At 72.5% G+C, this 23,888-nt stretch carries 24 protein-coding genes; 16 read left to right on the forward strand and 8 right to left on the reverse strand.

The window, feature by feature from the left end; genetic code table 11:
* Positions 1-15 precede the first annotated feature (15 nt).
* Together ftsH and folE are read left to right on the forward strand one after the other, a co-directional pair.
* Entirely contained in the window at positions 16-2,058 is a 2,043-nt protein-coding gene (gene ftsH, locus ACGFWJ_RS08315; RefSeq protein WP_387638706.1) for an ATP-dependent zinc metalloprotease FtsH, read from the forward strand.
* 114 nt (positions 2,059-2,172) lie between these two features.
* A complete protein-coding gene (gene folE, locus ACGFWJ_RS08320) occupies positions 2,173-2,778 on the forward strand; it encodes a GTP cyclohydrolase I FolE (RefSeq protein WP_387638704.1) in 606 nt (201 codons plus the stop codon).
* A 27-nt stretch (positions 2,779-2,805) separates the two neighbouring features.
* Here folE and ACGFWJ_RS08325 read toward each other — a convergent pair whose 3' ends face one another.
* Positions 2,806-3,990, reverse strand: coding sequence for an alpha/beta hydrolase (locus tag ACGFWJ_RS08325; protein ID WP_392946600.1), 1,185 nt, complete (start codon positions 3,988-3,990; stop codon positions 2,806-2,808).
* Between the two features lie 391 nt (positions 3,991-4,381).
* Between ACGFWJ_RS08325 and ACGFWJ_RS08330 the strand changes: the two genes are divergently transcribed.
* The 7 genes from ACGFWJ_RS08330 (at position 4,382) to ACGFWJ_RS08360 (ending at position 10,760) form a co-directional block, all read left to right on the forward strand.
* A complete protein-coding gene (locus ACGFWJ_RS08330) occupies positions 4,382-6,223 on the forward strand; it encodes a phosphatidylglycerol lysyltransferase domain-containing protein (protein ID WP_392946602.1) in 1,842 nt (613 codons plus the stop codon).
* A 224-nt stretch (positions 6,224-6,447) separates the two neighbouring features.
* Complete coding sequence (gene folP, locus ACGFWJ_RS08335; RefSeq protein WP_387638697.1) at positions 6,448-7,314, forward strand: dihydropteroate synthase; 867 nt, start codon at positions 6,448-6,450, stop codon at positions 7,312-7,314.
* A 2-nt stretch (positions 7,315-7,316) separates the two neighbouring features.
* Positions 7,317-7,814 (forward strand): nuclear transport factor 2 family protein, encoded by a 498-nt coding sequence (locus ACGFWJ_RS08340; RefSeq protein WP_387638694.1) that lies wholly within the window; start codon positions 7,317-7,319, stop codon positions 7,812-7,814.
* Positions 7,815-7,978: 164 nt separating this feature from the next.
* Complete coding sequence (gene folB, locus ACGFWJ_RS08345; protein WP_392947220.1) at positions 7,979-8,338, forward strand: dihydroneopterin aldolase; 360 nt, start codon at positions 7,979-7,981, stop codon at positions 8,336-8,338.
* Between the two features lie 35 nt (positions 8,339-8,373).
* Positions 8,374-8,973: a 2-amino-4-hydroxy-6-hydroxymethyldihydropteridine diphosphokinase gene (gene folK, locus ACGFWJ_RS08350; protein ID WP_392946604.1), complete on the forward strand. Its 600-nt coding sequence runs from the start codon at positions 8,374-8,376 to the stop codon at positions 8,971-8,973.
* A 144-nt stretch (positions 8,974-9,117) separates the two neighbouring features.
* Positions 9,118-9,615 carry a DUF3180 domain-containing protein gene (locus tag ACGFWJ_RS08355; protein WP_387638690.1) on the forward strand — a complete coding sequence of 166 codons (498 nt, stop codon included), beginning with the start codon at positions 9,118-9,120 and terminating at the stop codon, positions 9,613-9,615.
* 125 nt (positions 9,616-9,740) lie between these two features.
* Positions 9,741-10,760, forward strand: coding sequence for a hypothetical protein (locus tag ACGFWJ_RS08360; protein WP_392946606.1), 1,020 nt, complete (start codon positions 9,741-9,743; stop codon positions 10,758-10,760).
* 61 nt (positions 10,761-10,821) lie between these two features.
* On the opposite strand, the gene ACGFWJ_RS08365 is transcribed toward ACGFWJ_RS08360, so the two are convergent.
* Positions 10,822-11,397, reverse strand: coding sequence for a TerD family protein (locus tag ACGFWJ_RS08365; RefSeq protein WP_387638684.1), 576 nt, complete (start codon positions 11,395-11,397; stop codon positions 10,822-10,824).
* 115 nt (positions 11,398-11,512) lie between these two features.
* Complete coding sequence (locus ACGFWJ_RS08370; protein WP_387638682.1) at positions 11,513-12,004, reverse strand: hypothetical protein; 492 nt, start codon at positions 12,002-12,004, stop codon at positions 11,513-11,515.
* Positions 12,005-12,066: 62 nt separating this feature from the next.
* Here ACGFWJ_RS08370 and arfB point away from each other — a divergent pair, with 62 nt between their 5' ends.
* The gene (gene arfB, locus ACGFWJ_RS08375; protein WP_387638680.1) at positions 12,067-12,495 is read left to right on the forward strand and encodes an alternative ribosome rescue aminoacyl-tRNA hydrolase ArfB; all 429 of its coding nucleotides are present in this window, start codon (positions 12,067-12,069) and stop codon (positions 12,493-12,495) included.
* A gap of 19 nt (positions 12,496-12,514) precedes the next feature.
* Here the strand turns inward: arfB and ACGFWJ_RS08380 are convergent, their stop codons facing one another.
* Complete coding sequence (locus ACGFWJ_RS08380) at positions 12,515-13,063, reverse strand: flavin reductase family protein (RefSeq protein ID WP_392946608.1); 549 nt, start codon at positions 13,061-13,063, stop codon at positions 12,515-12,517.
* A gap of 294 nt (positions 13,064-13,357) precedes the next feature.
* On the opposite strand from ACGFWJ_RS08380, the gene ACGFWJ_RS08385 reads away from it, so the two are divergent.
* Positions 13,358-15,130, forward strand: a complete 1,773-nt coding sequence (locus tag ACGFWJ_RS08385; protein ID WP_392946611.1) for a diguanylate cyclase domain-containing protein — start codon at positions 13,358-13,360, stop codon at positions 15,128-15,130.
* 75 nt (positions 15,131-15,205) lie between these two features.
* Positions 15,206-16,135 (forward strand): hypothetical protein, encoded by a 930-nt coding sequence (locus ACGFWJ_RS08390; protein ID WP_392946614.1) that lies wholly within the window; start codon positions 15,206-15,208, stop codon positions 16,133-16,135.
* A gap of 66 nt (positions 16,136-16,201) precedes the next feature.
* Here the strand turns inward: ACGFWJ_RS08390 and ACGFWJ_RS08395 are convergent, their stop codons facing one another.
* The 4 genes from ACGFWJ_RS08395 to ACGFWJ_RS08410 form a co-directional block, all read right to left on the reverse strand.
* Positions 16,202-17,059: a ketose-bisphosphate aldolase gene (locus tag ACGFWJ_RS08395; RefSeq protein ID WP_392946616.1), complete on the reverse strand. Its 858-nt coding sequence runs from the start codon at positions 17,057-17,059 to the stop codon at positions 16,202-16,204.
* 92 nt (positions 17,060-17,151) lie between these two features.
* The gene (gene nagA, locus ACGFWJ_RS08400) at positions 17,152-18,327 is read right to left on the reverse strand and encodes an N-acetylglucosamine-6-phosphate deacetylase (RefSeq protein WP_392946618.1); all 1,176 of its coding nucleotides are present in this window, start codon (positions 18,325-18,327) and stop codon (positions 17,152-17,154) included.
* Complete coding sequence (locus tag ACGFWJ_RS08405) at positions 18,324-19,256, reverse strand: ROK family protein (RefSeq protein WP_392946619.1); 933 nt, start codon at positions 19,254-19,256, stop codon at positions 18,324-18,326. Before ACGFWJ_RS08405 ends, nagA begins: the two co-directional genes overlap by 4 nt.
* 125 nt (positions 19,257-19,381) lie before the next feature.
* Positions 19,382-20,302, reverse strand: a complete 921-nt coding sequence (locus tag ACGFWJ_RS08410; RefSeq protein ID WP_387638660.1) for an SIS domain-containing protein — start codon at positions 20,300-20,302, stop codon at positions 19,382-19,384.
* Positions 20,303-20,503: 201 nt separating this feature from the next.
* On the opposite strand from ACGFWJ_RS08410, the gene ACGFWJ_RS08415 reads away from it, so the two are divergent.
* From ACGFWJ_RS08415 to otsB, 4 genes are all read left to right on the forward strand, one after another.
* Positions 20,504-21,292: a DeoR/GlpR family DNA-binding transcription regulator gene (locus tag ACGFWJ_RS08415; protein ID WP_392946621.1), complete on the forward strand. Its 789-nt coding sequence runs from the start codon at positions 20,504-20,506 to the stop codon at positions 21,290-21,292.
* A 148-nt stretch (positions 21,293-21,440) separates the two neighbouring features.
* Positions 21,441-22,703, forward strand: coding sequence for an extracellular solute-binding protein (locus tag ACGFWJ_RS08420; protein ID WP_392946622.1), 1,263 nt, complete (start codon positions 21,441-21,443; stop codon positions 22,701-22,703).
* Between the two features lie 57 nt (positions 22,704-22,760).
* The gene (locus ACGFWJ_RS08425; protein ID WP_387638653.1) at positions 22,761-22,988 is read left to right on the forward strand and encodes a DUF3263 domain-containing protein; all 228 of its coding nucleotides are present in this window, start codon (positions 22,761-22,763) and stop codon (positions 22,986-22,988) included.
* A 49-nt stretch (positions 22,989-23,037) separates the two neighbouring features.
* On the forward strand, positions 23,038-23,886 hold the full coding sequence (gene otsB / locus ACGFWJ_RS08430; RefSeq protein ID WP_392946624.1) for a trehalose-phosphatase: 849 nt from the start codon (positions 23,038-23,040) through the stop codon (positions 23,884-23,886).
* The last annotated feature ends 2 nt before the right edge of the window (positions 23,887-23,888 follow it).

A 23,888-nucleotide genomic window follows, 5' to 3' on the forward strand; every position in this document is an offset into this window, starting at 1 on the left:
TGACGCCCCGCATGGATGGACGTCAAGCGATACTTCCGTGCGCCGATCATGTGGGTCGTGCTGGCCGCCCTCGCCGTGTTCGCGTTGATGGAGCTCGTCTCGGACTCGAGCGGCTACAAGACTGCGGACACCGGTCAGATCATCAGCGCGATCGACAACAACCAGGTGAAGTCGGCGCAGCTCACCACCGGTGACTCGAACCTCATCAAGATCCAGCTGCAGGACAACCAGAAGCTGAAGCCGGGCGCCAACGGCAAGTCGCCGTCCGGCAGCCGCTTCCAGGCCTCCTACACCGGCGACGTTCAGGCCGCCGACCTGGCCAAGAACCTGCAGACCAAGTACGCCGGCGGGCAGATCCCGGACGGTTACACCGTCAGCCCCGAGAAGCAGTCGACCTTCGTCAGCCTGCTGTTCTCGATGCTGCCGATCGTGATCATCGTCGTGGTCTTCCTGTTCCTGATGAACCAGATGCAGGGCGGCGGCTCCCGGGTCATGCAGTTCGGCAAGTCCAAGGCCAAGCTGCTCACCAAGGACACCCCGAAGACCACCTTCGCGGACGTCGCGGGCGCCGACGAGGCCGTCGAGGAACTCCACGAGATCAAGGAGTTCCTGCAGGAGCCGGCCAAGTTCCAGGCGGTCGGCGCGAAGATCCCCAAGGGCGTGCTGCTGTACGGCCCGCCCGGTACCGGCAAGACCCTGCTGGCCCGCGCCGTCGCGGGTGAGGCGGGCGTCCCGTTCTACTCGATCTCCGGCTCGGACTTCGTCGAGATGTTCGTCGGTGTCGGCGCCAGCCGGGTCCGCGACCTCTTCGAGCAGGCCAAGGCCAACGCCCCGGCGATCATCTTCGTCGACGAGATCGACGCTGTCGGCCGGCACCGCGGTGCGGGTCTCGGCGGCGGTCACGACGAGCGCGAGCAGACCCTCAACCAGCTGCTGGTCGAGATGGACGGCTTCGACGTCAAGGGTGGCGTCATCCTGATCGCCGCCACCAACCGCCCCGACATCCTGGACCCGGCGCTGCTGCGCCCCGGCCGCTTCGACCGGCAGATCGCCGTCGACCGCCCGGACCTCCAGGGCCGGCTGGACATCCTCAAGGTGCACCAGAAGGGCAAGCCGATCGCGCCCGACGTCGACCTGTCGGCCGTCGCCAAGCGCACCCCCGGCTTCACCGGTGCCGACCTGTCGAACGTGCTGAACGAGGCGGCGCTGCTCACCGCGCGCTCCGACAAGAAGCTGATCGACAACCTGATGCTGGACGAGGCGATCGACCGCGTCGTGGCCGGTCCGCAGAAGCGCTCGCGGATCATGTCCGACAAGGAGAAGAAGATCACCGCGTACCACGAGGGCGGTCACGCCCTGGTCGCGGCGGCCTGCAACTACTCCGACCCGGTGCACAAGATCACCATCCTGTCCCGGGGCCGCGCGCTCGGCTACACCATGGTGCTGCCGGACGAGGACAAGTACTCGACCACCCGCAACGAGATGCTCGACCAGCTCGCCTACATGCTGGGCGGCCGGGCGGCGGAGGAACTGGTCTTCCACGACCCGACCACCGGCGCCTCGAACGACATCGAGAAGGCCACCGCCACCGCGCGGGCCATGGTCACCCAGTACGGCATGAGCGAGCGCCTGGGTGCGATCAAGTTCGGCACCTCCGACTCCGAGCCCTTCCTGGGCCGCGAGATGGCCCACCAGCGCGACTACTCCGAGGAGATCGCCGGGCTGGTGGACGAAGAGGTCAAGAAGCTGATCGAGACCGCGCACAACGAGGCCTGGGAGATCCTGGTCGAGAACCGCGACGTGCTCGACAACCTGGTCCTCGAACTGCTGGAGAAGGAGACGCTGAACAAGGAGCAGATCGCCGAGGTCTTCGCTCCGGTCATCAAGCGTCCCCCGCGTCCGGCGTGGACCGGCTCGGCCCGCCGCACCCCGTCCACCCGGCCGCCGGTGCAGTCGCCGAAGGAGCTGGCGCTGAGCAACGGCGCCGTCTCCGGCAACGACAGCCCGGTCGACACCGTGAAGCTGCCGCCGGCCGACGGCGGCCAGGTCGAGAGCTGACCGACCGAGCACCTGTTCGGAATGGATGCCGCGTTTCCGGGGTTTGTACCCTGGAGGCGCGGCATTCGTGCTGCACGGACACTGTTTTCCCCTTTGACGAGCAGCGAGGCACGCATGATCGATCCGGTGACGCTCGACGGTGAGTTCCCCGTCCGCGAGTTCGACCAGAAGCGGGCCGAGAACGCCGTCCGCGAACTGCTCATCGCCGTCGGTGAGGACCCGGACCGGGAGGGCCTGCTGGAGACCCCCGCCCGGGTCGCGCGTGCCTACCGGGAGATATTCGCGGGCCTGTGGCAGCAGCCGGAGGACGTGCTCACCACCACCTTCGACCTCGGCCACGACGAGATGGTGCTGGTCAAGGACATCGAGGTGTACTCCACCTGCGAGCACCACCTGGTCCCGTTCCGCGGCGTCGCGCACGTCGGCTACATCCCCGCGGTCAGCGGCAAGATCACCGGCCTGTCCAAGCTGGCCCGGCTGGTCGACGTGTTCGCCCGCCGCCCCCAGGTGCAGGAGCGGCTCACCAGCCAGGTCGCGGACGCGCTGATGCGGATCCTGGAGCCGCGCGGCGCCATCGTGGTGATCGAGTGCGAGCACATGTGCATGTCGATGCGCGGCATCCGCAAGCCGGGCGCCACCACCGTCACCTCGGCGGTGCGCGGCCAGCTGCGCGACCCCGCGACCCGGGCCGAGGCGATGAGCCTCATCATCGGGCGATAGAGGCAGTACCGGGGAGGGATGCCCCCGTCAGGGCCGCGGTTCGCGGTCCTGCGGGGGTGCGAGGTGGTCGCTGAGCCACTCCAGGGTGGCCGGCAGTTCGCGGCGCCAGGTGTCGAAGGTGTGGCCGCCGTCCGGCAGCAGCAGCGAGTCGATCAGGAATTCCGGGTGGTCGGCGGCGGCCTGTTTCGCGGCGCTGAGGAACTTCTCGGTCGCCGGGTAGTCGTCCTCGGCGTGGGTGGAGACCACCAGCAGGGTCGAGGCCGGTGCGGGCAGGTTCTTCAGCCGCCAGTTCAGGTCGGCGTGCTTGGCGGCGTCCGCGTCGCCCCCGAACAGGTCGCCGTCGGTCCACCGGTCGTTCGGGACGACGTAGTCCGGGTGCATCCCGGCGGCGTTCCGGTACACGTCGGGGTGACGCATCGCCAGCCGCAGCGCGCAGGAGCCGCCGGTGGAGTAGCCGAACACGCCCCAGGACTCCGCCGTACGGCCCACCCGGTACGCGGAGCGCAGCGCGGCCGGCACGTCCTTGACGAACCAGGTCTCGGTCTTCGGGCCGCCCGCCACGTCCACGCACTCGGTGTCCCGCGGCGGGGCGACGGTGGGGCGGGCCATCACGATCACGGTGGGGGCCATCTGTCCGGTGCGCTGCAGTTCGGCGGCGGTCTGTGGCAGCTGGAGGTTCTCGACCAGGTGCAGCGTCGGGCCGGGGTAGCCGGCCAGCGCGACCAGCACCGGGAAGTGCTCGCGGTTGTAGCGGGGGTTGAAGTACTCGGGCGGCAGATAGACGAACATCTGATCCGACAGGCCGGACTCGGTGCCGGTCAGCCGCACCGAGTCGACCCGGCCGACCTGTTCGGGCGGCCCGGCCGGCAGCACGTCCTTGACCGTCTCCAGACCGCCGTCGGTGGTCGGCTGCACCAGCTTGTCGGTCTCGGGGGCGGCGCCGGGGGAGCGCCCGGTGTTCAGGGCCAGCGGGGCGGCCTTGCCGGGGCGGAGCAGGTCGTTCCAGGAGGTGTAGAAGCCGTAGGCGTTGTTCACCGACAGGAGCAGCACCGAAAGCGCCGCCACTTGAGTGACGGTCAGTAGCCCTAGTCGCCCCAGCACCGGAAGCGGCCGTTGCCGGGACAGTCGCGGCCACAGCCAGAGGGTCGCGATCAGGGCCGCCACACCCACCACGGTCAGCACGTACACCAGTGTCCGGCTGGTCAGCTCCATGCCGTCCGGCCCTCCTCGACTCCCGCTCGGTCAACGTTGTTTGACGGTCCGTCGGGTGCGAGTGGGGGTAGTCTGACCGAGCGTCGGAAACCAGTACGACCGGATGACTGCACGAACGGGAACCGTCGCCCTAGAATGCGGCGTCCACGGGTTGGAATCGCGCCGAACCGCCGGGCCGGCGGCCACAGGTGCGGCATCGGTGGTACCCGCCGCGTCCCCCGGTCCAATGAGCGCAGCCGTTCGAACCGAGCCCCGGGCGGGCCCCTTGCTCCGCCCGGTGTACCCCTCTTGACGTGCGGATTGCCAGAAAAAGGAACAGTCATGAAGGTTCATCACAACCCGGCGCCCGGGGTGCGCGAGCAGCGCCCGGGTGCCTCTAGGCTGGGTTCCCATGAGCGCTCCCGTGTCTGCTGAGACGACATCCGACCAGCCCCGCCGGCGGGGGCTGCAGGCGCTCCGGTCCCAAGCCTCCGCCGTACCGAGGCAGTGGCTGCCGGGTGTCGTCGGGTACGCCTGTCTGGCGATCGGCCTGATCGACATCACCTCCGCGGTCTTCCCTCGGTTCCGGGCCACCCGGATGCACACCTGGGCCGGTCAGCTGCCCGGCGGCACCACCACACTCGCCGCCGCCGGCACCCTGATGGTCGGCATGGTGCTGGTGCTGCTCGCGCACGCGCTGCGCCGCCGCAAGCGGCGCGCCTGGCGCGCCGTGTGCGTGCTGCTGCCGATCGGTGCCGCGCTCCACATGCTGCGCTGGCACCAGTTCGTCCAGGCCGCGATCTCGCTGGCGCTGTTCGTGGTGATGCTGATCCACCAGCGCGAGTTCTACGCCAAGGCCGACCCGCGCACCCGCTGGCGCGCGGCGCTCAACTTCGTCGTGCTCGGCACCGTCTCGGTGCTGATCGGCATGGCGATCGTCTCCGTCCGGTGGAAGTACGAGATCGGCGACCCGTCGCTGTACCAGCGGCTGGAGCACGTCGGCTACGGCCTGTTCGGCTTCGAAGGCCCGATCCACTACACCAGCGAGCGGATCAGCGACCTGGTCGGCTACTCGCTCGGCGCGCTCGGCCTGGTCACCGCGCTCACCACCGCGTACCTGGCGCTGCGCCCCGAGAAGCCCGAACCCGAGCTCACCCCCGAGGACGAACTCAAGGTCCGCGAACTGCTCGCCCGGCACGGCAAGCGCGACTCGCTCGGCTACTTCGCGCTGCGCCGCGACAAGAGCGTGCTGTTCTCGCCCACCGGCAAGGCCGCGATCTCCTACCGGGTGGTCTCCGGCGTGATGCTCGCCTCCGGCGACCCGGTCGGCGACGTCGAGGCCTGGCCCGGCGCGATCAAGGTCTTCATGACCACCGCCCGCGAACACGCCTGGGTGCCCGCCGTCATGGGCTGCTCCGAGGTCGGCGGTGAGGTGTGGACCCGCGAGGCCGACCTGGACGCGCTCGAACTCGGCGACGAGGCCATCGTCGACACCTCCACCTTCTCGCTCTCCGGCCGCGCCATGCGCAACGTCCGCCAGATGGTCAAGCGGATCGAACGCAACGGCTACTCCTGCAAGGTCCGCCGGGTCGGCGACCTCACCCTGGAGGAGAAGCGCCAGATCGCCGACGCGGCCGCCCGCTGGCGCGGCACCGACACCGAACGCGGCTTCTCCATGGCGCTCGGCCGCTTCGGCGACGCCGGCGACGACGACTGCGTGGTCGTCACGGCGCACAAGGCCCCCGAGGAGGGGGAGGGCGCTTCCGGCGGCGACGACCTGAAGGCCGTGCTGCACTTCGTCCCGTGGGGCGACGACGGCATCTCGCTGGAACTGATGCGCCGCGACCGGGAGGCCGACCCCGGCCTCAACGAACTGCTGATCGTCGCCGCCCTCCAGGAGGTCGGGGCGATGGGCATCCGGCGGGTCTCGCTGAACTTCGCGATGTTCCGCTCGGCGCTCGCCCGCGGCGAGCGGATCGGCGCCGGGCCGGTGCTGCGGGCCTGGCGCGGGTTGCTGGTGTTCCTGTCGCGGTGGTTCCAGATCGAGTCGCTGTACAAGTTCAACGCGAAGTTCCAGCCGGTCTGGGAGCCCCGGTTCCTGGTCTACCAGCAGACCCGCGACCTCCCGCGGATCGGTTTCGCCGCGATGCAGGCGGAGGCGTTCATCACGCTCGGCATGCCGCGGTTCGGGCGCAAGCGGCAGCGGCAGGGGCTCATGCCGGAGGTTCCGGCGCAGCTGGGCAAGGCCGCGTAGGGCGAAACCGGGGAGAGCACCATCAGGGGCGCGGGGGACTGCGCGAGGCGGAAGGCACCCCGACAGGAAGATCGCGACGCAGGGCAGTGGCCTGCACGTGTTCGCGACCTGGCTGTCGGGTGCGTGGTCGCTCGCGCAGTTCTCCCCCAGCCCTAGGGGGCTGGGAGGTGCCCCCACGCGCCCCTGGTTGTGCTCTCCCTGGTTGCCTCTCCTCAGCATCGATAATGGGTCGTATGAGCGAAAACCTCCCTGGCCTGCCCGTCCTGGACCGTTGTGCGGTGATGGGGGTGGTGAATGTCACGCCGGATTCGTTCTCGGACGGGGGGATGTGGCTGGATCCGGCGAAGGCGATCGCGCATGGGCTGGAGCTGGTGGCGCAGGGGGCTGACCTGGTGGACGTGGGTGGGGAGTCGACCCGGCCGGGGGCGTTGCGGGTGACGGAGGAGGAGGAGCTGCGCCGGGTGGTGCCGGTGGTGGCCGAGCTGGCCCGGGCGGGGGTGGTGGTGTCGGTGGACACCATGCGGGCGGGGGTGGCGCGGGCCGCGGTGGAGGCGGGGGCGAAGATCGTCAACGACGTGTCCGGAGGACTCGCGGACGCGGAGATGGCCCGGGTGGTCGCCGAGACCGGCGCGCCGTTCGTGGTCATGCACTGGCGCGGGCAGTCGGCGGACATGGACGCGCTGGCGGTGTACGAGGACGTGGTCGCGGACGTGGTGCGGGAGCTGACCGTCCGGGTGGAGGACCTGCTCGCGGCGGGGGTGAAGGAGGATCAGCTGATCCTGGACCCGGGCCTGGGGTTCGCCAAGACCAGTGCGCACAACTGGGCGCTGCTGGGCCGGCTGGACGCGCTGACGGCGCTGGGGCGGCCGGTGCTGGTCGCGGCTTCGCGCAAGCGCTTCCTGGGTACGCTGCTGGCCAACCCGGAAACCGGGGAGCTGCGCCCGGCGCGGCAGCGGGACGACGCCACGGCGGCGGTCTCGGTGCTGTCGGCGAAGGCGGGTGCCTGGGCGGTCCGGGTGCATGACGTGTCCGGCACGGCTGACGCCGTACGAGTCGTCGCGGCCTGGGAGCAGGCGGAGCAGAGGGGGTAGGCGTGGCGGAGGCAGTGAGCGGCAACGACCGGGCAGCGGCGCTGGAACCGGACGAGGAAGCCGTGCTGGCGGCCAATCAGACGCTGTACGAGGCCCTGGAGAACGGGGACCTGGACGCCGTCGAGTCGATCTGGCTGGGCCCGGGCGAGGCGGACGACAAGGGCGGGGTGTTCTGCGTGCACCCGGGCTGGCCGATGCTGGTCGGCCGGGCCCAGGTGACGCGTTCGTACATGCTGATCATGGCGAACACCGAGTACATCCAGTTCTTCCTGACGGATGTGGAGGTGGACGTGCAGGGAGATGTGGCGCTCGTCACCTGCACGGAGAACATTCTGTCCGGCGGGGAGCCCGAGGAGGAGGGCGAACTGGGGCCGCTGGTCGGCGGGAAGGTCGTGTCGACGAACCTGTTCCGGCGTACTTCGGACGGCTGGAAGCTGTGGTCGCACCACGGTTCGCCGGTTCTCACCAGCGGCGACGACGAGGACGACGAGGAGGAGTGAGGGCCGTCCGTCAAGGGCCGCGGTGGCCGGTCCGATCGGGTGGGCAGCCGGGGAGGCGGTCCGGGGCGGTCAGCACTCGAAGGTAGATTCGAGGGGCGGCGGGCGACGGTGCCCGCCGGTCCCCGCCGTGGCGGGGCCGTCAGCTGGGAGCAGTGATTCTTTTGCTGGACCGCGTCACTCTGCGTGGGCTCCGTGCCCGCGGCCATCACGGCGTGTTCGAACGGGAGCGGATCGAGGGGCAGACCTTCGTCGTCGATCTGACGCTGTTCCTGGACACCCGTCCGGCCGCCGCGAGTGACGACCTGACCCGCACCGCGCACTACGGCGTGATCGCGGAGGAGGTCACCGCGGCGATCGCGGGCGACCCGGTCGACCTGATCGAGACGCTGGCCCAGCGGATCGCCGACCAGTGCCTGCGGCACGAGGTGGTCGAGGAGGTCGAGGTCGTCGTGCACAAGCCCGACGCCCCGATCGCCGTCCCGTTCGACGACGTCACCATCACGATCCGCCGGAGCCGCGCCTGATGGCGTCCGGTGGAGCCCGAGTGGAGGGAACTCCCATGGCCACCACAGACCCGACCGCCACGCGGACCACGTTCGACCTGCAGGGCAAGGTGGACCGCGTGGAGTCCACCCTGCACGAGTCGCGGACCGCCGCGGTCGCGCTCGGCAGCAACCTGGGCAACCGTCTGGAGACCCTGCAGGGCGCGGTCGACGCGCTGGAGGACACCCCCGGTGTCCGGGTGACCGCGCTGTCCGCGGTGTACGAGACCGACGCCGTGGGCGGGCCCGCCGGCCAGCCCAACTACTTCAACGCCGTCGCGGTGCTGCGCACCTCGCTGCCGCCGCGCGACCTGCTGGAGCGGGCCAACGCCGTGGAGGACGCGTTCGGCCGGGAACGCACCGTCCGCTGGGGTTCCCGCACCCTGGACGTCGACCTCCTCACCTACGAGGGCGTGCTCAGCGACGACCCGCAGCTGACCCTGCCGCACCCGCGTGCCCACGAGCGGGCGTTCGTGCTGGCGCCGTGGCAGGACGCCGACCCGCAGGCCGAGGTGCCCGGGCACGGGCCGGTCGCGGAGCTGCTGGCGGGCCTCGGCGGGGCCGAGGGCCAGGGCGTGCGGCTGCGCGCCGACCTGCAGCTGCGACTGCCGGAGTGAGCGGCCCGGGAACTTCCGGCGGGGTGCGGGCGTAGCTCCCTGCGGGTGCGGCCCGGCCGGTACGGTGGGCTGGTCGCCGTGACCCGCCGGACCTCCGGGCCGTGAAGAGGCCGGGACGAACCACTGGGAAGGAAGCCCGTCCGCGTGAAGCCGCTCCGTCTCCGCCTGCTGCTCGGCATCACCGCCATCACGGGGCTGCTGTCCTGGGGCGGCGCCCGGCTGTGGGACTCGCTGGGCACACTGCCCGGGGTACCCGCGTACGCGCCGTTCGTGCTGGCGGCGATCGCCGTGGTGCTGCTGGCCGTGGCGATCTCGTTGCGGTCGCGGCTGAAGGCGATCCGGGAGCGGCAGCCGGGTGCGAAGCGGGTCGATCCGCTGCACGCGGCGCGGGCGCTGGTGCTGGGCCAGGCCAGTGCGCTGGTGTCGGCGGTGGTGACCGGGGTGTACGCGGGCGTCGGGGTGTTCCTGCTCGGCTCGCTGGAGGTCGCCGCCCGCCGGGCGCAGGCCGCGACGGCGCTGTTCTCGGTGCTGGCCGGCGCGGCGGTGATCGCGGTGGCGCTGTGGCTGCAGCACATCTGCAAGCTTCCCGAGGACCACGACGACCCGGACCACCCGCGCGGCACGGCCGCGTCCTCGCGCTGATCTCCCCGCCGGATCCGGTCGCGCTGCGTGGTGGGACGTACGCGGCCCGTGTTTCTGTCGGCGTGTCAAGGGCGGAATGGGGGCCGAGGCTGACAGCGCCTCGATTCGCACGCTAGTTTCTAGCCATGTCTCGCGGACGCCACCGTCATTCCTCCGTCCTTGGCCGGTCGCTGCCACCGGTCGCCTCCGGTGTGCTCGTGGTCGCGGCGGTGGCCGCGCTGGTGGCCAGTCCGGATCAGATCGTGGCCCGCTCGGTCGGGGTCGCCGCGGTGGTCGCGGTGGTCGGCCTGGCGCTGGTGCTGCGGCAGCGCGACCGGGCCGCCCGGAACGCCGCCGAGGTCGCCATGGTGCGCCGGCTGCGCGCCGAGGAGAGCTACGAGGAGCAGATCGCCGAGGCCGAGTACGCGGCCGAGGTCGCCGAGGAGCGGGCCACCCGCTTCGGGCGGCGCCTGACCGCGGAGAAGTCCCGGCTGGCGAAGGCGGAGACCGAGATCGCCCGGCTGCTGCGCGAGCGCGCCGTGCTGGTCGCCGAGCAGGCGCTGAAGGAGGCCGAGGCGGCCCGCCGGGCGCTCGAGGCGACCCGGCCCAAGAACCCGGCCACCCCGGCCGCGTTCGTCCGCGCACAGGCCGCGCTGCGGCACCTGGAGCGGCAGGCCGTGACGGCCGAGGCGCGTCGCGCGGTCGACGAGCGGGCCCAGGTCGAGCTGCGGCCGCGGATGCCCGAGCCGGTGCCGGCCACCGGTTCGGCGGCGCTGCGCCCGGTCGGCCCGGCGCTGCCCGCCCCGCGCCCGCAGGACGTCGAGCAGGAGGCCCCGGCGGCCCCGCAGCGGCCGCGGGCGGCGGCGTTCAGCTTCTTCGGCCGGCCGGGCGCCGCCCGGGCCGCGCTGCGGGCGGCCGCGCCGGCCCCGGCGGTCGGCGACCTGGCGGACGTGGTGGGCGACGAGGCGATGGCCGACAGCGAGCGCTACGCGGTGCTGGACGCCGCGCCGGTGGACGCCGCGCAGCCCGCGCACCGCGCGGTCGAGCAGCCGCCGAGCCACCAGCACGCGGAGTCCGACACCGAGCCCGTCGAGGTGGTCGACCTGACCGCGCACGACGAGACCGAGGTGCTGGAGCTGCCCGAGCTGCGGGCCGGCCGCCCCTGACGACGCGAAAGGGCCCCCGCTCCGGACGGAGCGGGGGCCCTTTTCACGTGCCGGCGGCTGCTCAGACGTTGACGCCGAAGTCCTGGGCGATACCGGCCAGGCCGGAGGCGTAGCCCTGGCCGATGGCGCGGAACTTCCACTCGGCGCCGTTGCGGTACAGCTCGCCGAAGACCATGGCGGTCTCGGTGGCGGCGTCCTCGGAGAGGTCGTAGCGGGCGATCTCGGCGCCGCCGGCCTGGTTGAGCACCCGGATGTAGGCGTTGCGGACCTGGCCGAAGCTCTGGCCGCGGGTGTTGCCGTCGTAGATCGACACCGGGAAGGCGATCCGGGTGACGTCGGCGGGCAGCGCGGCCAGGTTGACGTTGATCGACTCGTCGTCGCCCGCGCCTTCGCCGGTGCGGTTGTCGCCGGTGTGCACGACGGTGCTGTCCGGGGTGCTGGTGTTGTTGAAGAAGACGAAGTGGCGGTCGGAGTAGACCCGGCCCTCGCCGTTCAGCACGATCGCGCTGGCGTCCAGGTCGAACTCGGTGCCGGTGGTGGTGCGCACGTCCCAGCCGAGGCCGACGGTGACCGCGGTCAGGCCGGGGGCTTCCTTGGTCAGCGAGACGTTGCCACCCTTGGAGAGGCTCACGGGCATGGTCTGTGGTGTCCCTTCGGTCGGTTTTGACCGGAGAACGTGGGACGGGCGGCCGTTGGTTCCACCGCTCCGTGAACGGACGGATTTCTCCCCCGATCGGCCGCCCGGCGCCGGGTCAGATGCGCGGGTACCGGCCCTGCACGGTCCAGATGTTCGGATTGTCGGCCAGGTCCTCGTGCAGCTCGAACAGGTCGGCCAGCACGTCCTGCAGGAAGTCCCGGGCCTCCCGGCGCAGTTCGGCGTGCCGGACCACCAGCGGCTCGTCGTCCGGCCGCCAGGTGGCGGTGATCTCCACCCAGCCGAACCGGCGGGCGAAGCGCAGCAGTTCGGTGTTCTGGGTGAAGTCCAGGTCCTCGGTGCGCACCCGGGCCTCCCGGCTGCCGCGCGGGTCCTCGTCCAGGCGCTCGACGATGTCGCACAGCGCCCAGGCGAAGTCCAGCACCGGCACCCAGCTCCAGCGGGTCTCCACGCCGGCGCCGTCGTCGGTCTCCAGGTAGACGTCCCCGGCGAACAGGTCGTGCCGCAGCGCGCGGACCGGCGCGGTGCGGTAGTCGGTCTGCGGGGGGTCGGGGAAGCGGTTGGACAGGGAGTAGCCGAGCTCGATCACGCCCGCCATTGTGCCGGGTTAATCGGGTGACGGCCGCCGGGCCCGGGCGGGATGATGGCGGTATGACTGAGCCCGTGCGCGTACGGGGTTCGGTGGTCGTCCCCGACGCCGAGCTCGTCTGGCGCTTCTCCCGTTCCTCCGGCCCCGGCGGCCAGCATGTCAACACCTCGGACAGCAAGGTCGAGCTGCGCTGGGACCTGGCGGCTTCCGACGCGCTGCCGCAGGTGTGGAAGGACCGCGCCCTGGAGCGGCTGGCCTCCCGGCTGGTCGACGGGGTGCTGGTGGTGCGCGCCTCCGAGCACCGCTCGCAGTGGCGCAACCGCGAGATCGCGGCCGCCCGGCTGGCCTCGCTGCTCGGCGAGGCCACCGCGCCGCCGCCGAAGGCCCGGCGGGCCACCAAGCCGAGCCGGGGCATGGTCGAGCGGCGGCTGGAGAACAAGCGGCACCGCGCCACGCTGAAGCAGGGGCGGGGCCGGATCAAGCCGGAGTGACGGCCGGGGCCTGCCCCGGTCAGCCCAGGTGGCGGTAGCCGGCCCGGAAGTACACCAGCGGCTTCTCGGCCGGGGCGGGCACCCGGGCGGCCAGCACGCGGCCGAGCACCAGGGTGTGGTCGCCGGCCGGGATGCGCCGCTCGGTGCGGCACTCGACGGTGGCGAGCGCGCCGTCGATCAGCGGGGCGCCGGAGTGCGGGCCGCGCTGCCAGGCGGCGTCGGCGAACAGCAGGCGGTCGCTGAGCCGGCCCTTCATGGCGAACCGGGAGGCCAGCGTGCGGTGCTCCTCGCCGAGCAGCGACACCGCCCAGGTCTCGGCCCGGGTGAGCAGGTCGTCCATCCGGGAGTCCTCGCGCACCGAGATCAGCACCAGCGGTGGCTCCAGCGACACCGACAGGAACGAGGTGGCGGTCATGCCCGCGTCCTCGTCCTCCTCGGGGTCGTGCACGGTCACCAGCGAGACGCCGGCCGCCAGTTGGCCGAGGGCGGCGCGGAACTCCTCGGGAGTGGCGCCGGCATCCGCGACGGGGGCGGTGGGGGAGGTGGGGGACTGGGGGGAGCTGTACACGTACCGCACGGTAGTCGCCGGGCGGTCGTGCCGGTATCGGGCCCTGGTCGTAGGTCGGCTCGGTCGCTGGGCCGAGCGCACGGGAGGCGCGTCGCTGGAAGTCGCCTGGCGGGCGTCCTGTCGTTCCCTGCCGTTTCCGAATACGATCATCACTTCATCATTATGTGATTTGAGTCACACTGACAGCCTATTGCTGACCGAGCGTGCCTATCGGAGTGCTCGCTGTGATTCAGTTCTTCTGGCAATCGGACGACAACCTTTCAAGACCATCCGAAGCAGCCGGGGAGCCCCCGCATGGAAGCCGAGTCGGAGCCCTACGTCCGCCTCGCGACCCTCCGCACCTTGCACCGGGTCGTGGCGGACCTCAACGCTGCCCGGAGCCTGGCGGGAACCCTGCAGGCCGTCGTCGAGGGAGCGGTCCACGGACTCGGATTCGACGCCGCCGCGGTCAGCCTGGTGCGGCCCGACGGCGACCTGGTGATCGCCGCCGTCTGGGAGATCGAGGAGAGCACCTTCGGCGGCCCCGCCGTCCTGCTCGGCCAGGCCGCTTCCCGCGAATCCTGGGACCGGATGCTCCAGGTCGCCGACCACTGGGGCACCCTGCGCTTCCTCCCGCACGACCGCGGCTGGGCCATCGGCGCCGACATCCCCACCTGGACCGGCGACGGCCCGATGCCCGTCTACGACAACGACTGGCACCCCGCCGACATCCTGCTTGCCCCCATGTACAGCGCCGGCGGCGACCTGCTCGGCATCCTCTCGGTGGACCGCCCGCGCAGCGGTAAACGCCCCGGCGCGTGGACCCGCGAAGCGCTGGAGATGTTCTCCCTCCAGGCCTCCATAGCCATCGGCAACGCCCGGCTGCGGGCCGAGATGCAGCGCGCCCTGGCCCGGCTGGAGAAGGAGCAGCAGGCCCTGCGGGCCAGCGAGGAATCCTTCCGGCAGGCCTTCGAGTACGCCCCCAGCGGCATGGCCATCACCGAACTGCACGGCGACGGCACCGGCCAGCTCACCCGCGTCAACGACGCCCTGTGCCGCCTGCTCGGCCGCCCCCGGGCCACCCTGCGCCAGCAGCGCTTCGTCGACCTGGTCCACCCCGACGACCTGGAGCTGCTGCTGCGCACCAGCGCCGAGGGTGGCCGGGCCGAACTGCGGCTGTCCCGGCGCGACGGCGGCTACCAGTGGGTGTGCCTGCGCAACTCGGTGGTCGCCGACGCCACCGAGGGGCCCAGCTTCCTGCTCACCCACGTCGAGGACATCGAGGACCGCAAGCGGCACGAGCTCCAGCTCGCCCACCGGGCCAGCCACGACGCCCTCACCGGCCTGCCCAACGGCGCCGAGCTGCGGGCCCGGCTGGCCCGCCGGCTCTGTTCCCGCCCCCCGCTGCCCGCCCCCGGCCCGCACGGACAGGCACTGCCGCCCGGCCACGGCCTCCTGGACGGCCCGCAGGTGCCCGTGGCCCCCGTCCCCCTCGCGCACGGCTACGCGCCGCCCGACGGCGCCCTGGACCGCGCCCGGCAGGCCTTCGCGGCCGGCGAGGCTTTCCACGACGACGGCGCCCCCGCGCACCACGTGCACGCCGTCGTCCCCGCCGACCCGCCCGGCGGCGAACTCTGGCACGGCCACCGCCGCCCCGGCCCCGACAAGGGGCTCGCCGTCCTCTACTGCGACCTCGACGGCTTCAAGCTGGTCAACGACCGCTACGGCCACAACGCCGGCGACGCCGTGCTGATCGAGATCGCCCGCCGGCTCCAGCAGGTCGTCCGGGAGGGCGACACGGTGGCCCGGATGAGCGGCGACGAGTTCGTGGTGCTGGCCGACGCCATCGGCCGCGAGGAGGCCAAGGAGCTCGCCGGGCGGCTGCGCAGCGCCATCCTGCCGCCGATGCGGATCGACAACCGGGCCGTCCGGGTCGGCGTCAGCCTCGGCATCGGCTGGGCGGGCTGCGGCATGAGCATCGACGAGGTCCTGCACTCCGCGGACGAGCGGATGTACGACGAGAAGCGCACCCGCGGCGGCGCGGCCCGCGGCTCGCGCGGCGAGCGCTCGCACCGCCGGGCGGGCTGAACCGCGTACACCGTGTTCGAGCACGGCAGGTAGGGTGCCCTGGGTACGAGAGCATCCAGTCCTGGGGAGTTGACCGTGACGACGGCCGGCAGCAACGACGGCGCGGACGAGGACGACCCGTTCGCGTACCTCTACCGCCCCGCCGAGGGCGAGGAGCCCGCGCCCGAGCGGCCCCGGACCGGCTACAGCCGCCCGATGGAGGTCGGCCGCGCCAACTACGGCGAGCGCCCCGTCCACCCGCAGGCCCCGCCGCCCCCCGGCTACCCGCAGGCCGCGCCCGGGCAGGAGACCACCGCGCTGCCGCCGCAGCAGTCCCGGTACGCCGAGCGCTCCCGGCCCCGGCCCGGCGAGGACCGGCCGGCCGGCCGCGGCAAGGCCGCCGTGATCGGCGCCGTCGCGGTGGTCGCCGCGATCGCCATCGGCGCGGGCGTCGCGCTGTCCACCGGCGACCCGGACGGCGGCAAGAACCAGGCCGGCGGCGCCACGCACAGCCCGTCCGCCCCCGCCGAGCCCACCTCGTCGGCGCCGCCGTCCAGCGCGGCGCCCAGCCCGAGCACGCTCTCCGGCGGTACGGACATCGCCGACGCCGCCGGCCTGAAGCTCAGCGGAGGCAGCACGGCCGCTAACCAGGTGGCGGGCGCGAAGGCGGCCGGCGGCAAGTACGTCGACGGCCTCGGCGCGGTCGGCGCGTCGGTCTCCTGGGACGTCGACATGCCCGCCGCCGGACAGTTCCAGATCTGGCTGCGCTTCAACAACAGCGGCCAGAACGCCACCGCGACGGTCGCGGTCGACGGCCAGCCCACCTACACCCCTATAAAGCTGAACAACTACAGCCCCGGCCTGCCGCCGGACAGCTCCTGGTACTCGTCCTGGGTCAGCGGAACGGTCGCCCAGCCCGGCCACCACACCATCTCGGTGTCCTGCCAGGCCGGCAACCAGTGCGGCTTCCTGCTCGACCAGATCGCCGTCACCCCGAACGGGACCTCCAAGCCCCAGGGCTGGTGATCCGGCCCGACCATGGGCCGGCCGCGGCCCGGGCCTCCGTGCAGGTCCGGGCCGCAGCGGGTGTCGTCAGGCCGAGGTGTTGACCACCCGGGCCAGTTGTTCGACGGTGCGGGTCATCGCGTCGCGGGCGGCGGTGAGGTACTTGCGGGGGTCGGTGACGGTGGGGTGGGCCGTCAGGTGTTCGCGGACGGCGGCGGTGTAGGACAGGTTGAGCGCCGTGCCGATGTTGATCTTCACCATGCCGGCCGCGACCGCCGCCGTGAGCTGCTCGTCGGGGACGCCGGAGCTGCCGTGCAGGACCAGCGGGACGGGGACGGCGGCGGCCAGCTCGCGGATCAGGGCGAGGTCGAGGTCGGCGGTGCGCGAGGTCATCGCGTGCGAGGAGCCGACGGCGACGGCCAGTGCGTCCACGGCGGTGTCGGCGACGTAGCGGGCGGCCTCCGCCGGGTCGGTGCGGGCGCCGGGGGCGTGCGCGGACAGCGGCGGTTCGCCGTCCTTGCCGCCGACCTTGCCGAGTTCGGCCTCCAGGTGCAGGCCGTGGCGGTGCGCCCAGGCGGCGGCCTCGGCGGTGGCCTTGACGTTCTCGTCGTGCGGCAGCGCGGAGGCGTCGAACATCGCCGAGGAGAAGCCGGCGGCGGGGGCCGCGCGCAGCAGGTCGAAGTCCTCGCAGTGGTCGAGGTGGAGCGAGACGGGGACGCGGGCGGCGGCGGCGATCTCCGCGCAGGCCCGGGCGATCGGCAGCAGGCGGCCGTCGCGGTAGGCGATCGCGTTCTGGCTGAGCTGGAGCACGACGGGCGTGCCGGCGGCGTCGGCGCCGGCGGCGATCGCCTCGGCGTGCTCCAGGGTGATCACGTTGAAGGCGGGCAGTCCGCGCCGGTCGGCGGCGGCGGAGGCGAGCAGGTCGGAGGTAGGGGCGAGCGGCAAGGGGGTCTCCCGGGTGGGGTGAGCAACGAGGCGCAGGTTCCGCTGCTCACCCTCCCCGTGGCGGGAGCGACCGGGGGCGAACCCCAGTCGGGTCAGGCCGGGTTGCCGGCCCTGGTGAAGCGGTCCGCGCCGACGATCCACTCACCGCGGCGCATCACCGCGGCGAGCTCGTAGGTGTCGGAGTCGAGGACGACCAGGTCGGCGTTCTTGCCTGCCTCCAGGGAGCCGAGGGTGTCGGCCAGGCCCATCAGCCGGGCCGGGACGGTGGACAGCGAGGTGACGGCCTGGTCCAGGGACAGGCCGAGCACGGTGACGGCGCGCCGGAAGGCGACGTCCAGGGTGAGGGTGGAGCCGGCGATGGAGCCGCCCTCGACGAGGCGGGCGACGCCGTTCTCGACCCGGACCTGGAGCGGGCCGAGCGGGTACATGCCGTCGCCCATGCCGGCCGCGCCCATCGCGTCGGTGATCAGCGCGACCCGCTCGGCACCGGCGGTGCCGTAGGCGAGTTCGAGCACCGAGGGGTGCAGGTGGATGCCGTCGTTGATCAGCTCGACGGTGACCCGCTCGTCCTCCAGCAGCGCGACGATCGGGCCGGGGGCGCGGTGCTGGATGCCCGGCATCGCGTTGAACAGGTGGGTGGCGACGGTGGCCCCGGCGTCGATCGCCTCCAGGGTGACCGCGTAGTCGGAGTCGGTGTGGCCGACGGCGGCGATGATGCCCTGGTCGGCGAGCATCCGGACGGACTCCAGGCCGCCGGGCAGCTCCGGGGCGAGGGTGAACATCTTCGCGTGGCCGCGGGCGGCGTCGGCGAGCTTGCGCACCAGCGCCGGGTCGGGGTCGCGCAGCAGGTCGGGGCGGTGGGCGCCGCACCGGTTGTGGGAGATGAACGGGCCCTCGAAGTGGATGCCGGCCAGGACGCCGTCCTCGACGAGTTCGGAGAGCACGGCCGCCTGGCGGCAGACCTCGTCGATCTCGCCGGTGACGGTGGAGGCCATCGTCGTGGTGGTGCCGTGTTCCAGGTGCGTGCGGGCGGCGGTGAGGGCCTCCTCGGCCACGCCGGACGCGTACGAGGCGCCGCCGCCGCCGTGCACGTGCAGGTCGACGAAGCCGGGGACGACGGTGTACCCGGTCAGGTCGAGGTCGCCGGGTGCCCGCTCGCCGCCGAGGTCCGCGATGCGCGGCCCCTCGACCGTGAGCCGGCCGCCTTCGATCACCCCGCCGGGAACGACGAGTCGGGCTCCGGCCAGTGCAGTACGGTCCGCGGTCACGCGGTCACCTCCATGGAGAGCAGATCCCAGGCGAGCAAACCGGCGCCCAGGGACGCGGCGGTGTCTTTGAGCATGGCCGGAACGACCTTCGGGGGCATCTGGAAGGTCAGGCGCTCGGTCACCGCCGCGCGCAGCGGCGTGAAGAGGGTGTCACCGGCCTCCGCCAGCCCGCCGCCGACGATCACCGTCGACGGGTCGAGCAGGCTCTGCGCGATCACGATGCCGTCGGCGAGCGCGTCCACCGCGTCCTGCCAGACCACCAGGGCCGCCGGGTCGCCGGCGTCGACGGCCAGCGCGCAGGCGGCGGCGTCGGCCTCGGGGTCGCCGGTGGTCTCGGCCCAGGCCCGGGACACCGCGGAGGCGGAGGCCAGGGTCTCCAGGCAGCCGCGGGCGCCGCAGCCGCACTGCGGGCCGCCGGGGCGGACCACCACGTGCCCGATCTCGCCGCCGTAGCCGTGGGCGCCGGCCTCGATCGTGCCGTGGATGCCGATCGCGCCGGCGATGCCGGTGCCGAGCGCGATGAACAGGAAGCGGTCGACTCCGCGCCCGGCCCCGATCCGGCCCTCGGCGAGCCCGCCGGAGCGGACGTCGTGGCCGAGGGCGACGGGAATGTTGCCGAGGCGCTCGCCGAGCAGCTTGCGCATCGGCAGCTCCCGCCAGCCGAGGTTGGCGGAGAAGACCGCGATCCCGTTCCTCTCGTCGATCGTTCCCGGCACGGCGACGCCTGCCGCGAGGGGGGCGGCACCGAAGCGGGTGCGGCCCTCCTGCGCCAGGTCGGCGGCGAAGTCGAGGATGGTGGCGACGACGGCGTCGGTGCCGTGCTCCCGCCCGGTCGGTCGGCGTGCCTCGTACAGCACGGAGCCGTCCTGGGCGACCAGCGCGGCCTTCATGCCGGTGCCGCCTACATCGAGTGCGATGACGTGCTTCACGGGGGACAGTTTCCCTTGGCCAGGTCGAAGAGGTCTAGTCCAGTTGCTCGATTGGTCTGGTCCTGAGAGGTGAGCTTTGTCGCTCTTTGCCGACTCCTGGGGGTTTTCGGGGGCTTGGCGGACGGTCAGGTCAGGATGATCGAACGGGTCAGGTTGCGCGGCTCGTCCGGGTTCAGACCGCGGTGCGCGGCCAGCGCGACGGCCAGCTTGTGCACCCGGACCAGGTCGGCCAGCGGGTCCAGACCGCCCGCGCCCGAGTCGGCCACCAGCCGGCCGCCGACCGCCGCCACCTCGTCCGCCAGACCGGCCGGCAGCGCGCCGAACGCCCAGGCGGCGCGGCCCGGAGCGGTGATCGAGATCGGGCCGTGCCGGTATTCCATCGCCGGGTACGCCTCGGTCCAGGCCAGCGCGGCCTCGCGCATCTTCAGACCGGCCTCCTGGGCCAGGCCGTTGGTCCAGCCCGCGCCGAGGAAGGAGATCTGCTCCAGCTCGACCAGCTCCTGCGGCACCTGCCAGGCGACGGCACGCTCGGCGTCCGCGGCGGCCTCGGCGACGGTGGCGACGCCCACCGGGCGGGCCTCCTCCAGCTCCAGGTGGGCGCGGAGCAGGGCCAGCACGGTGGTGGCGAAGCGGGTCTGCACCACCGAGCGCTCGTCGGCGAAGCCCAGGTCGATCAGGTGGCCGGCGTCCGCGGCCACCGGCTTGTCCGGGCAGGCGGTGATCGCGGTGCTCGGCAGGTCGGTGTCGGCGAGCAGCCGCAGCACCTCGGTGGTGGTGCCGGAGCGGGTGATCGCCAGCACCCGGTCGTAGCGGCGGCCGTGCGGGAACTCGGAGGCGGCGAAGGCGTCGGTCTCGCCGTGGCCGCCGGACTCGCGCAGCGTGGCGTAGGCCTGCGCCATGAACCACGAGGTGCCGCAGCCGACCACGGCCACGCGCTCGCCGCGCTGCGGCAGGCCGGCCGGGCCGCTCGCCGCCAGCGCCGCGGCGGTGCGCCAGTTCTCGGGCTGGGTGGCGATCTCCTCGCCGGTCAGGGACGGGTGCGGCATGGGTGCGGACTCCTTCGGCTGTCACCGGACGGCGGCGTTCCCGCGGCGCATTCCTGCGAGCGGGCGAGCTGTGCGCAAATCTGATTGTTTTATAGCTGTTTCGCGCAGCATTGCGCAATGCATCCGCCGTGACTGCGGTGTGCGAAGCTGTCCCGACCGAGCCGCGGGGCGCGCGGTGGCGAGCGCGGAAGGAGCGGAACGGTGTCCAGGTACGAACGGTGGAACGCGCTGCTGGAACTGCTGGCCGAGCACGGCAAGTTGGACGTCGAGGAGGCGGCCGGCGCGCTGAATGTCTCGGCCGCGACCATCCGGCGCGACCTCGACCAGCTGGCCCGCCAGCAGATGGTCACCCGCACCCGGGGCGGCGCGGTGGCGCACAGCGTCTCCTACGATCTGCCGCTGCGCTACAAGACCGCCCGCAACGCCGACGCCAAGCAGCGGATCGGCGCCCTGGTGGCCGGCCTGATCGCGCCCGGCGAAGTGGTCGGCCTGAACGGCGGCACCACCACCACCGAGGTGGCCCGCGCCCTCGCCGTCCGCCCCGACCTGGCCGAGCACCCCGAGAACGGGCAGAGCCTCACCGTGGTCACCAACGCGCTCAACATCGCCAACGAGCTGACGGTCCGCCCGCAGGTGAAGATCGTGGTCACCGGTGGCGTCGCCCGCCCGCAGTCGTACGAGCTGATCGGCCCCCTGGCCGCCCAGGTGCTCGGCGAACTCACCCTGGACACCACGGTGCTGGGCGTGGACGCGATCGACGCCGAGCACGGCGCCACCGCCCACCACGAGGGCGAGGCGGCGGTCAACCGGCTGCTCGCCGAGCGGGCCCGCCGGGTGGTGGTGGCCGCCGACTCCTCCAAGCTGGGCCATCGCGCCTTCGCCCGGATCTGCGGCCTGGCCCGGGTGGACATCCTGGTCACCGACGACCAGGTCCCCGACCCGGTGGCGGCCGCCTTCGCCGACGCAGGGGTCACCGTTCTGAAGGCGTGAACGTCCTATAATCGGACAGTTTCTGATGGTCCGTCACACTGAGCGCAACTGGATGTGACACTTCGTTAACTCCGTTCCGGCAAGCCTGGACCGGGCCGTCGGACGCCTGTCAGGGTCACGCTGTAACCCTTACGAAGGCGGTCCATCCGTGAAGCGATCAGCGCTGCTCCCCCTGCCCATCGTCGGATCCCTGCTGCTCACCGGCTGCGGAGTCCTGGACATGTCGGGGGGTGTCACGCTCAACCTGGTCGCAGCCGACTACGGCGACAACGAGGCCAACTCCAGCTCGGTCTACTGGAACGACCTGGCCCGCCGCTTCGAGGCCGCCAACGCCGGCATCAAGGTCAAGGTCGACGTGGTCAGCTGGAACGACATCGACAAGCACCTCGCCGACCTGATCGCCAAGGGCAACACCCCCGACATCGCGCAGACCGGCGGCTACGCCGAGCAGGTCGCCGCCAACCGCCTCTACCCGGCCGGCGACGTGCTCTCCAACCGCACCCAGGTCAACCTGCTCGACTCCTTCGCCAAGGCCGGCCAGGTGCTCGGAAGCCAGTACGGCATCCCGTTCATCTCCTCCAGCCGGGTCTTCTTCTACAACAAGGACATCTTCGCCAAGGCCGGCATCGCCAACCCGCCCGTCACCTGGGACGACGTCCGCCGCGACGCCGAACTGATCAAGTCCAAGGTCCCCGGCGTCATCCCGTACGCGCTGCCGCTCGGCCCCGAGGAGGCCCAGGGCGAGGCGATGATCTGGACCATGAGCGGTGGCGGCGGACTCTCCGACGTCGCCGGCAACTACACCATCGACAGCCAGGCGAACCGCGCCACCTTCAACTGGCTGCGCACCAACCTGGTCGAGAAGCGCCTCACCTACGACGACCCGGCCAAGGTCGACCGCAAGGCCGCGTTCGCGGACTTCGGGGCCGGCAAGGCCGCCATGCTCAACGGCCACCCCGGGCTGATCAGCAAGGCCGTCGCGGGGAACATCCAGTACGGCACCGCGGTGATCCCGCGCAAGGACACCGGCGTCAAGCCCTCGACCCTCGGCGTCGCCGACTGGGTGATGGCGTTCAAGGCGAACGGCCACCGGGCGGAGATCAAGAAGTTCCTCGACTTCGCCTACACGAAGGAGAACACCATCAAGTTCGACGAGCAGTACAACATGCTGCCCGTCACCCAGGACACCCTCGAGGAGATGTCCGCCAACCCCGGGCACAAGGACCTCAACGAGTTCCTCAACGCGCTGCCGAGCGCCAACTTCTACCCGCTCGGCGACCCGTCCTGGGACAAGGTCTCCAGCATGCTCAAGCAGCGCATCGGCGAGGCCGTGCGGCCCGGCACGACGGACGTGCTCGGCGACCTCCAGTCCGCCGCCGCGGCCGAGGCGTCGCGGGCCCGCAAGGGCTGACGGCCGCGGCGCGGCGCCCGGCCGGGGGCTGACGGTCCTGGTGCTTAGCCTGGACGCATGGCCGAACTGACCGACCGCGACCGGGCGGTACTCGAACTGGAAGCACGCGGGTGGCGGACCGCCGGCGCCAAGGAGCAGGCGATCCGGCAGGAACTCGGCATCTCCGCCACCCGCTACTACCAGCTGCTCAACGCCCTGCTCGACCGGCCGGAGGCACTCGCCCACGCACCCGTCCTGGTCAACCGGCTGCGGCGGGTGCGGCAGGGGCGGCGTGACGCCCGGTAGTGGCGCGATCAGGGCCCACCGGGGGCCCCGGCCGGGTAGCGTCGGGGCCATGGGAATTGCTGAGCAGATCACGTCCCAGGCAGGGCGGACCGGACTGGCGGGCCTGCTCGCCGACCCGCGCTCCGCGGTCGTGGGACTCGACTTCGACGGCACGCTCGCCCCGATCGTGGCCGACCCCGAGAGGGCCCGCGCCCACCCCGGCGTCGTCCCCGCCCTCACCGCGCTCGCCCCGCTGGTCGGCTCGGTCGTCATCGTCACCGGTCGGCCCGCGGCGACCGCTGCCGCGTACGGCGGCTTCGGGGCTGTCGCCGGGCTCGAGCACCTCACCGTCCTCGGCCACTACGGCGCGGAACGCTGGGACGCGCGGACCGGTGCCGTCACGGCGGCGCCGGCGCCGCCGGGGGTTGCTGCCGTCCGGGGTGAACTTCCTTCGCTGCTGGGGGAGTTGAAGGCTGCCGGCGGAGTGTCCGTGGAGGACAAGGGACGGGCGCTGGCGGTGCACACCCGGCGGGCGGACGACCCCGACGGTGAACTCGCGCGCCTGCGCGCCCCGTTGGCCGAACTGGCCGCGCGGCACGGCCTGGTGGTCGAACCCGGCCGGATGGTCCTCGAACTGCGCCCGCCCGGCGTCGACAAGGGCGTCGCCCTGCGGAAGTTCCTCGCCGAACGGGAAGCCGGGCCGGTGCTGTTCGCGGGCGACGATCTCGGGGACGTCGCCGCGTACGAGGAGGTCGAGTCGCGCCGGAAGGACGGCCACCCCGGCCTGCTGGTGTGCAGCGGCCCCGTCACCGGCGAGGCCCCCGTCCGCGAGCTGGCCGATCGCGCGGACCTGGTGGTGGCGGGGCCGGCGGGGGTGGTGGACCTGCTCAGTGAGCTGGCGGAGCTGTTGGGCGCGTAAGC

The sequence above is a fragment of the Kitasatospora sp. NPDC048407 genome (assembly GCF_043200475.1).
Lineage (GTDB): Bacteria > Actinomycetota > Actinomycetes > Streptomycetales > Streptomycetaceae > Kitasatospora.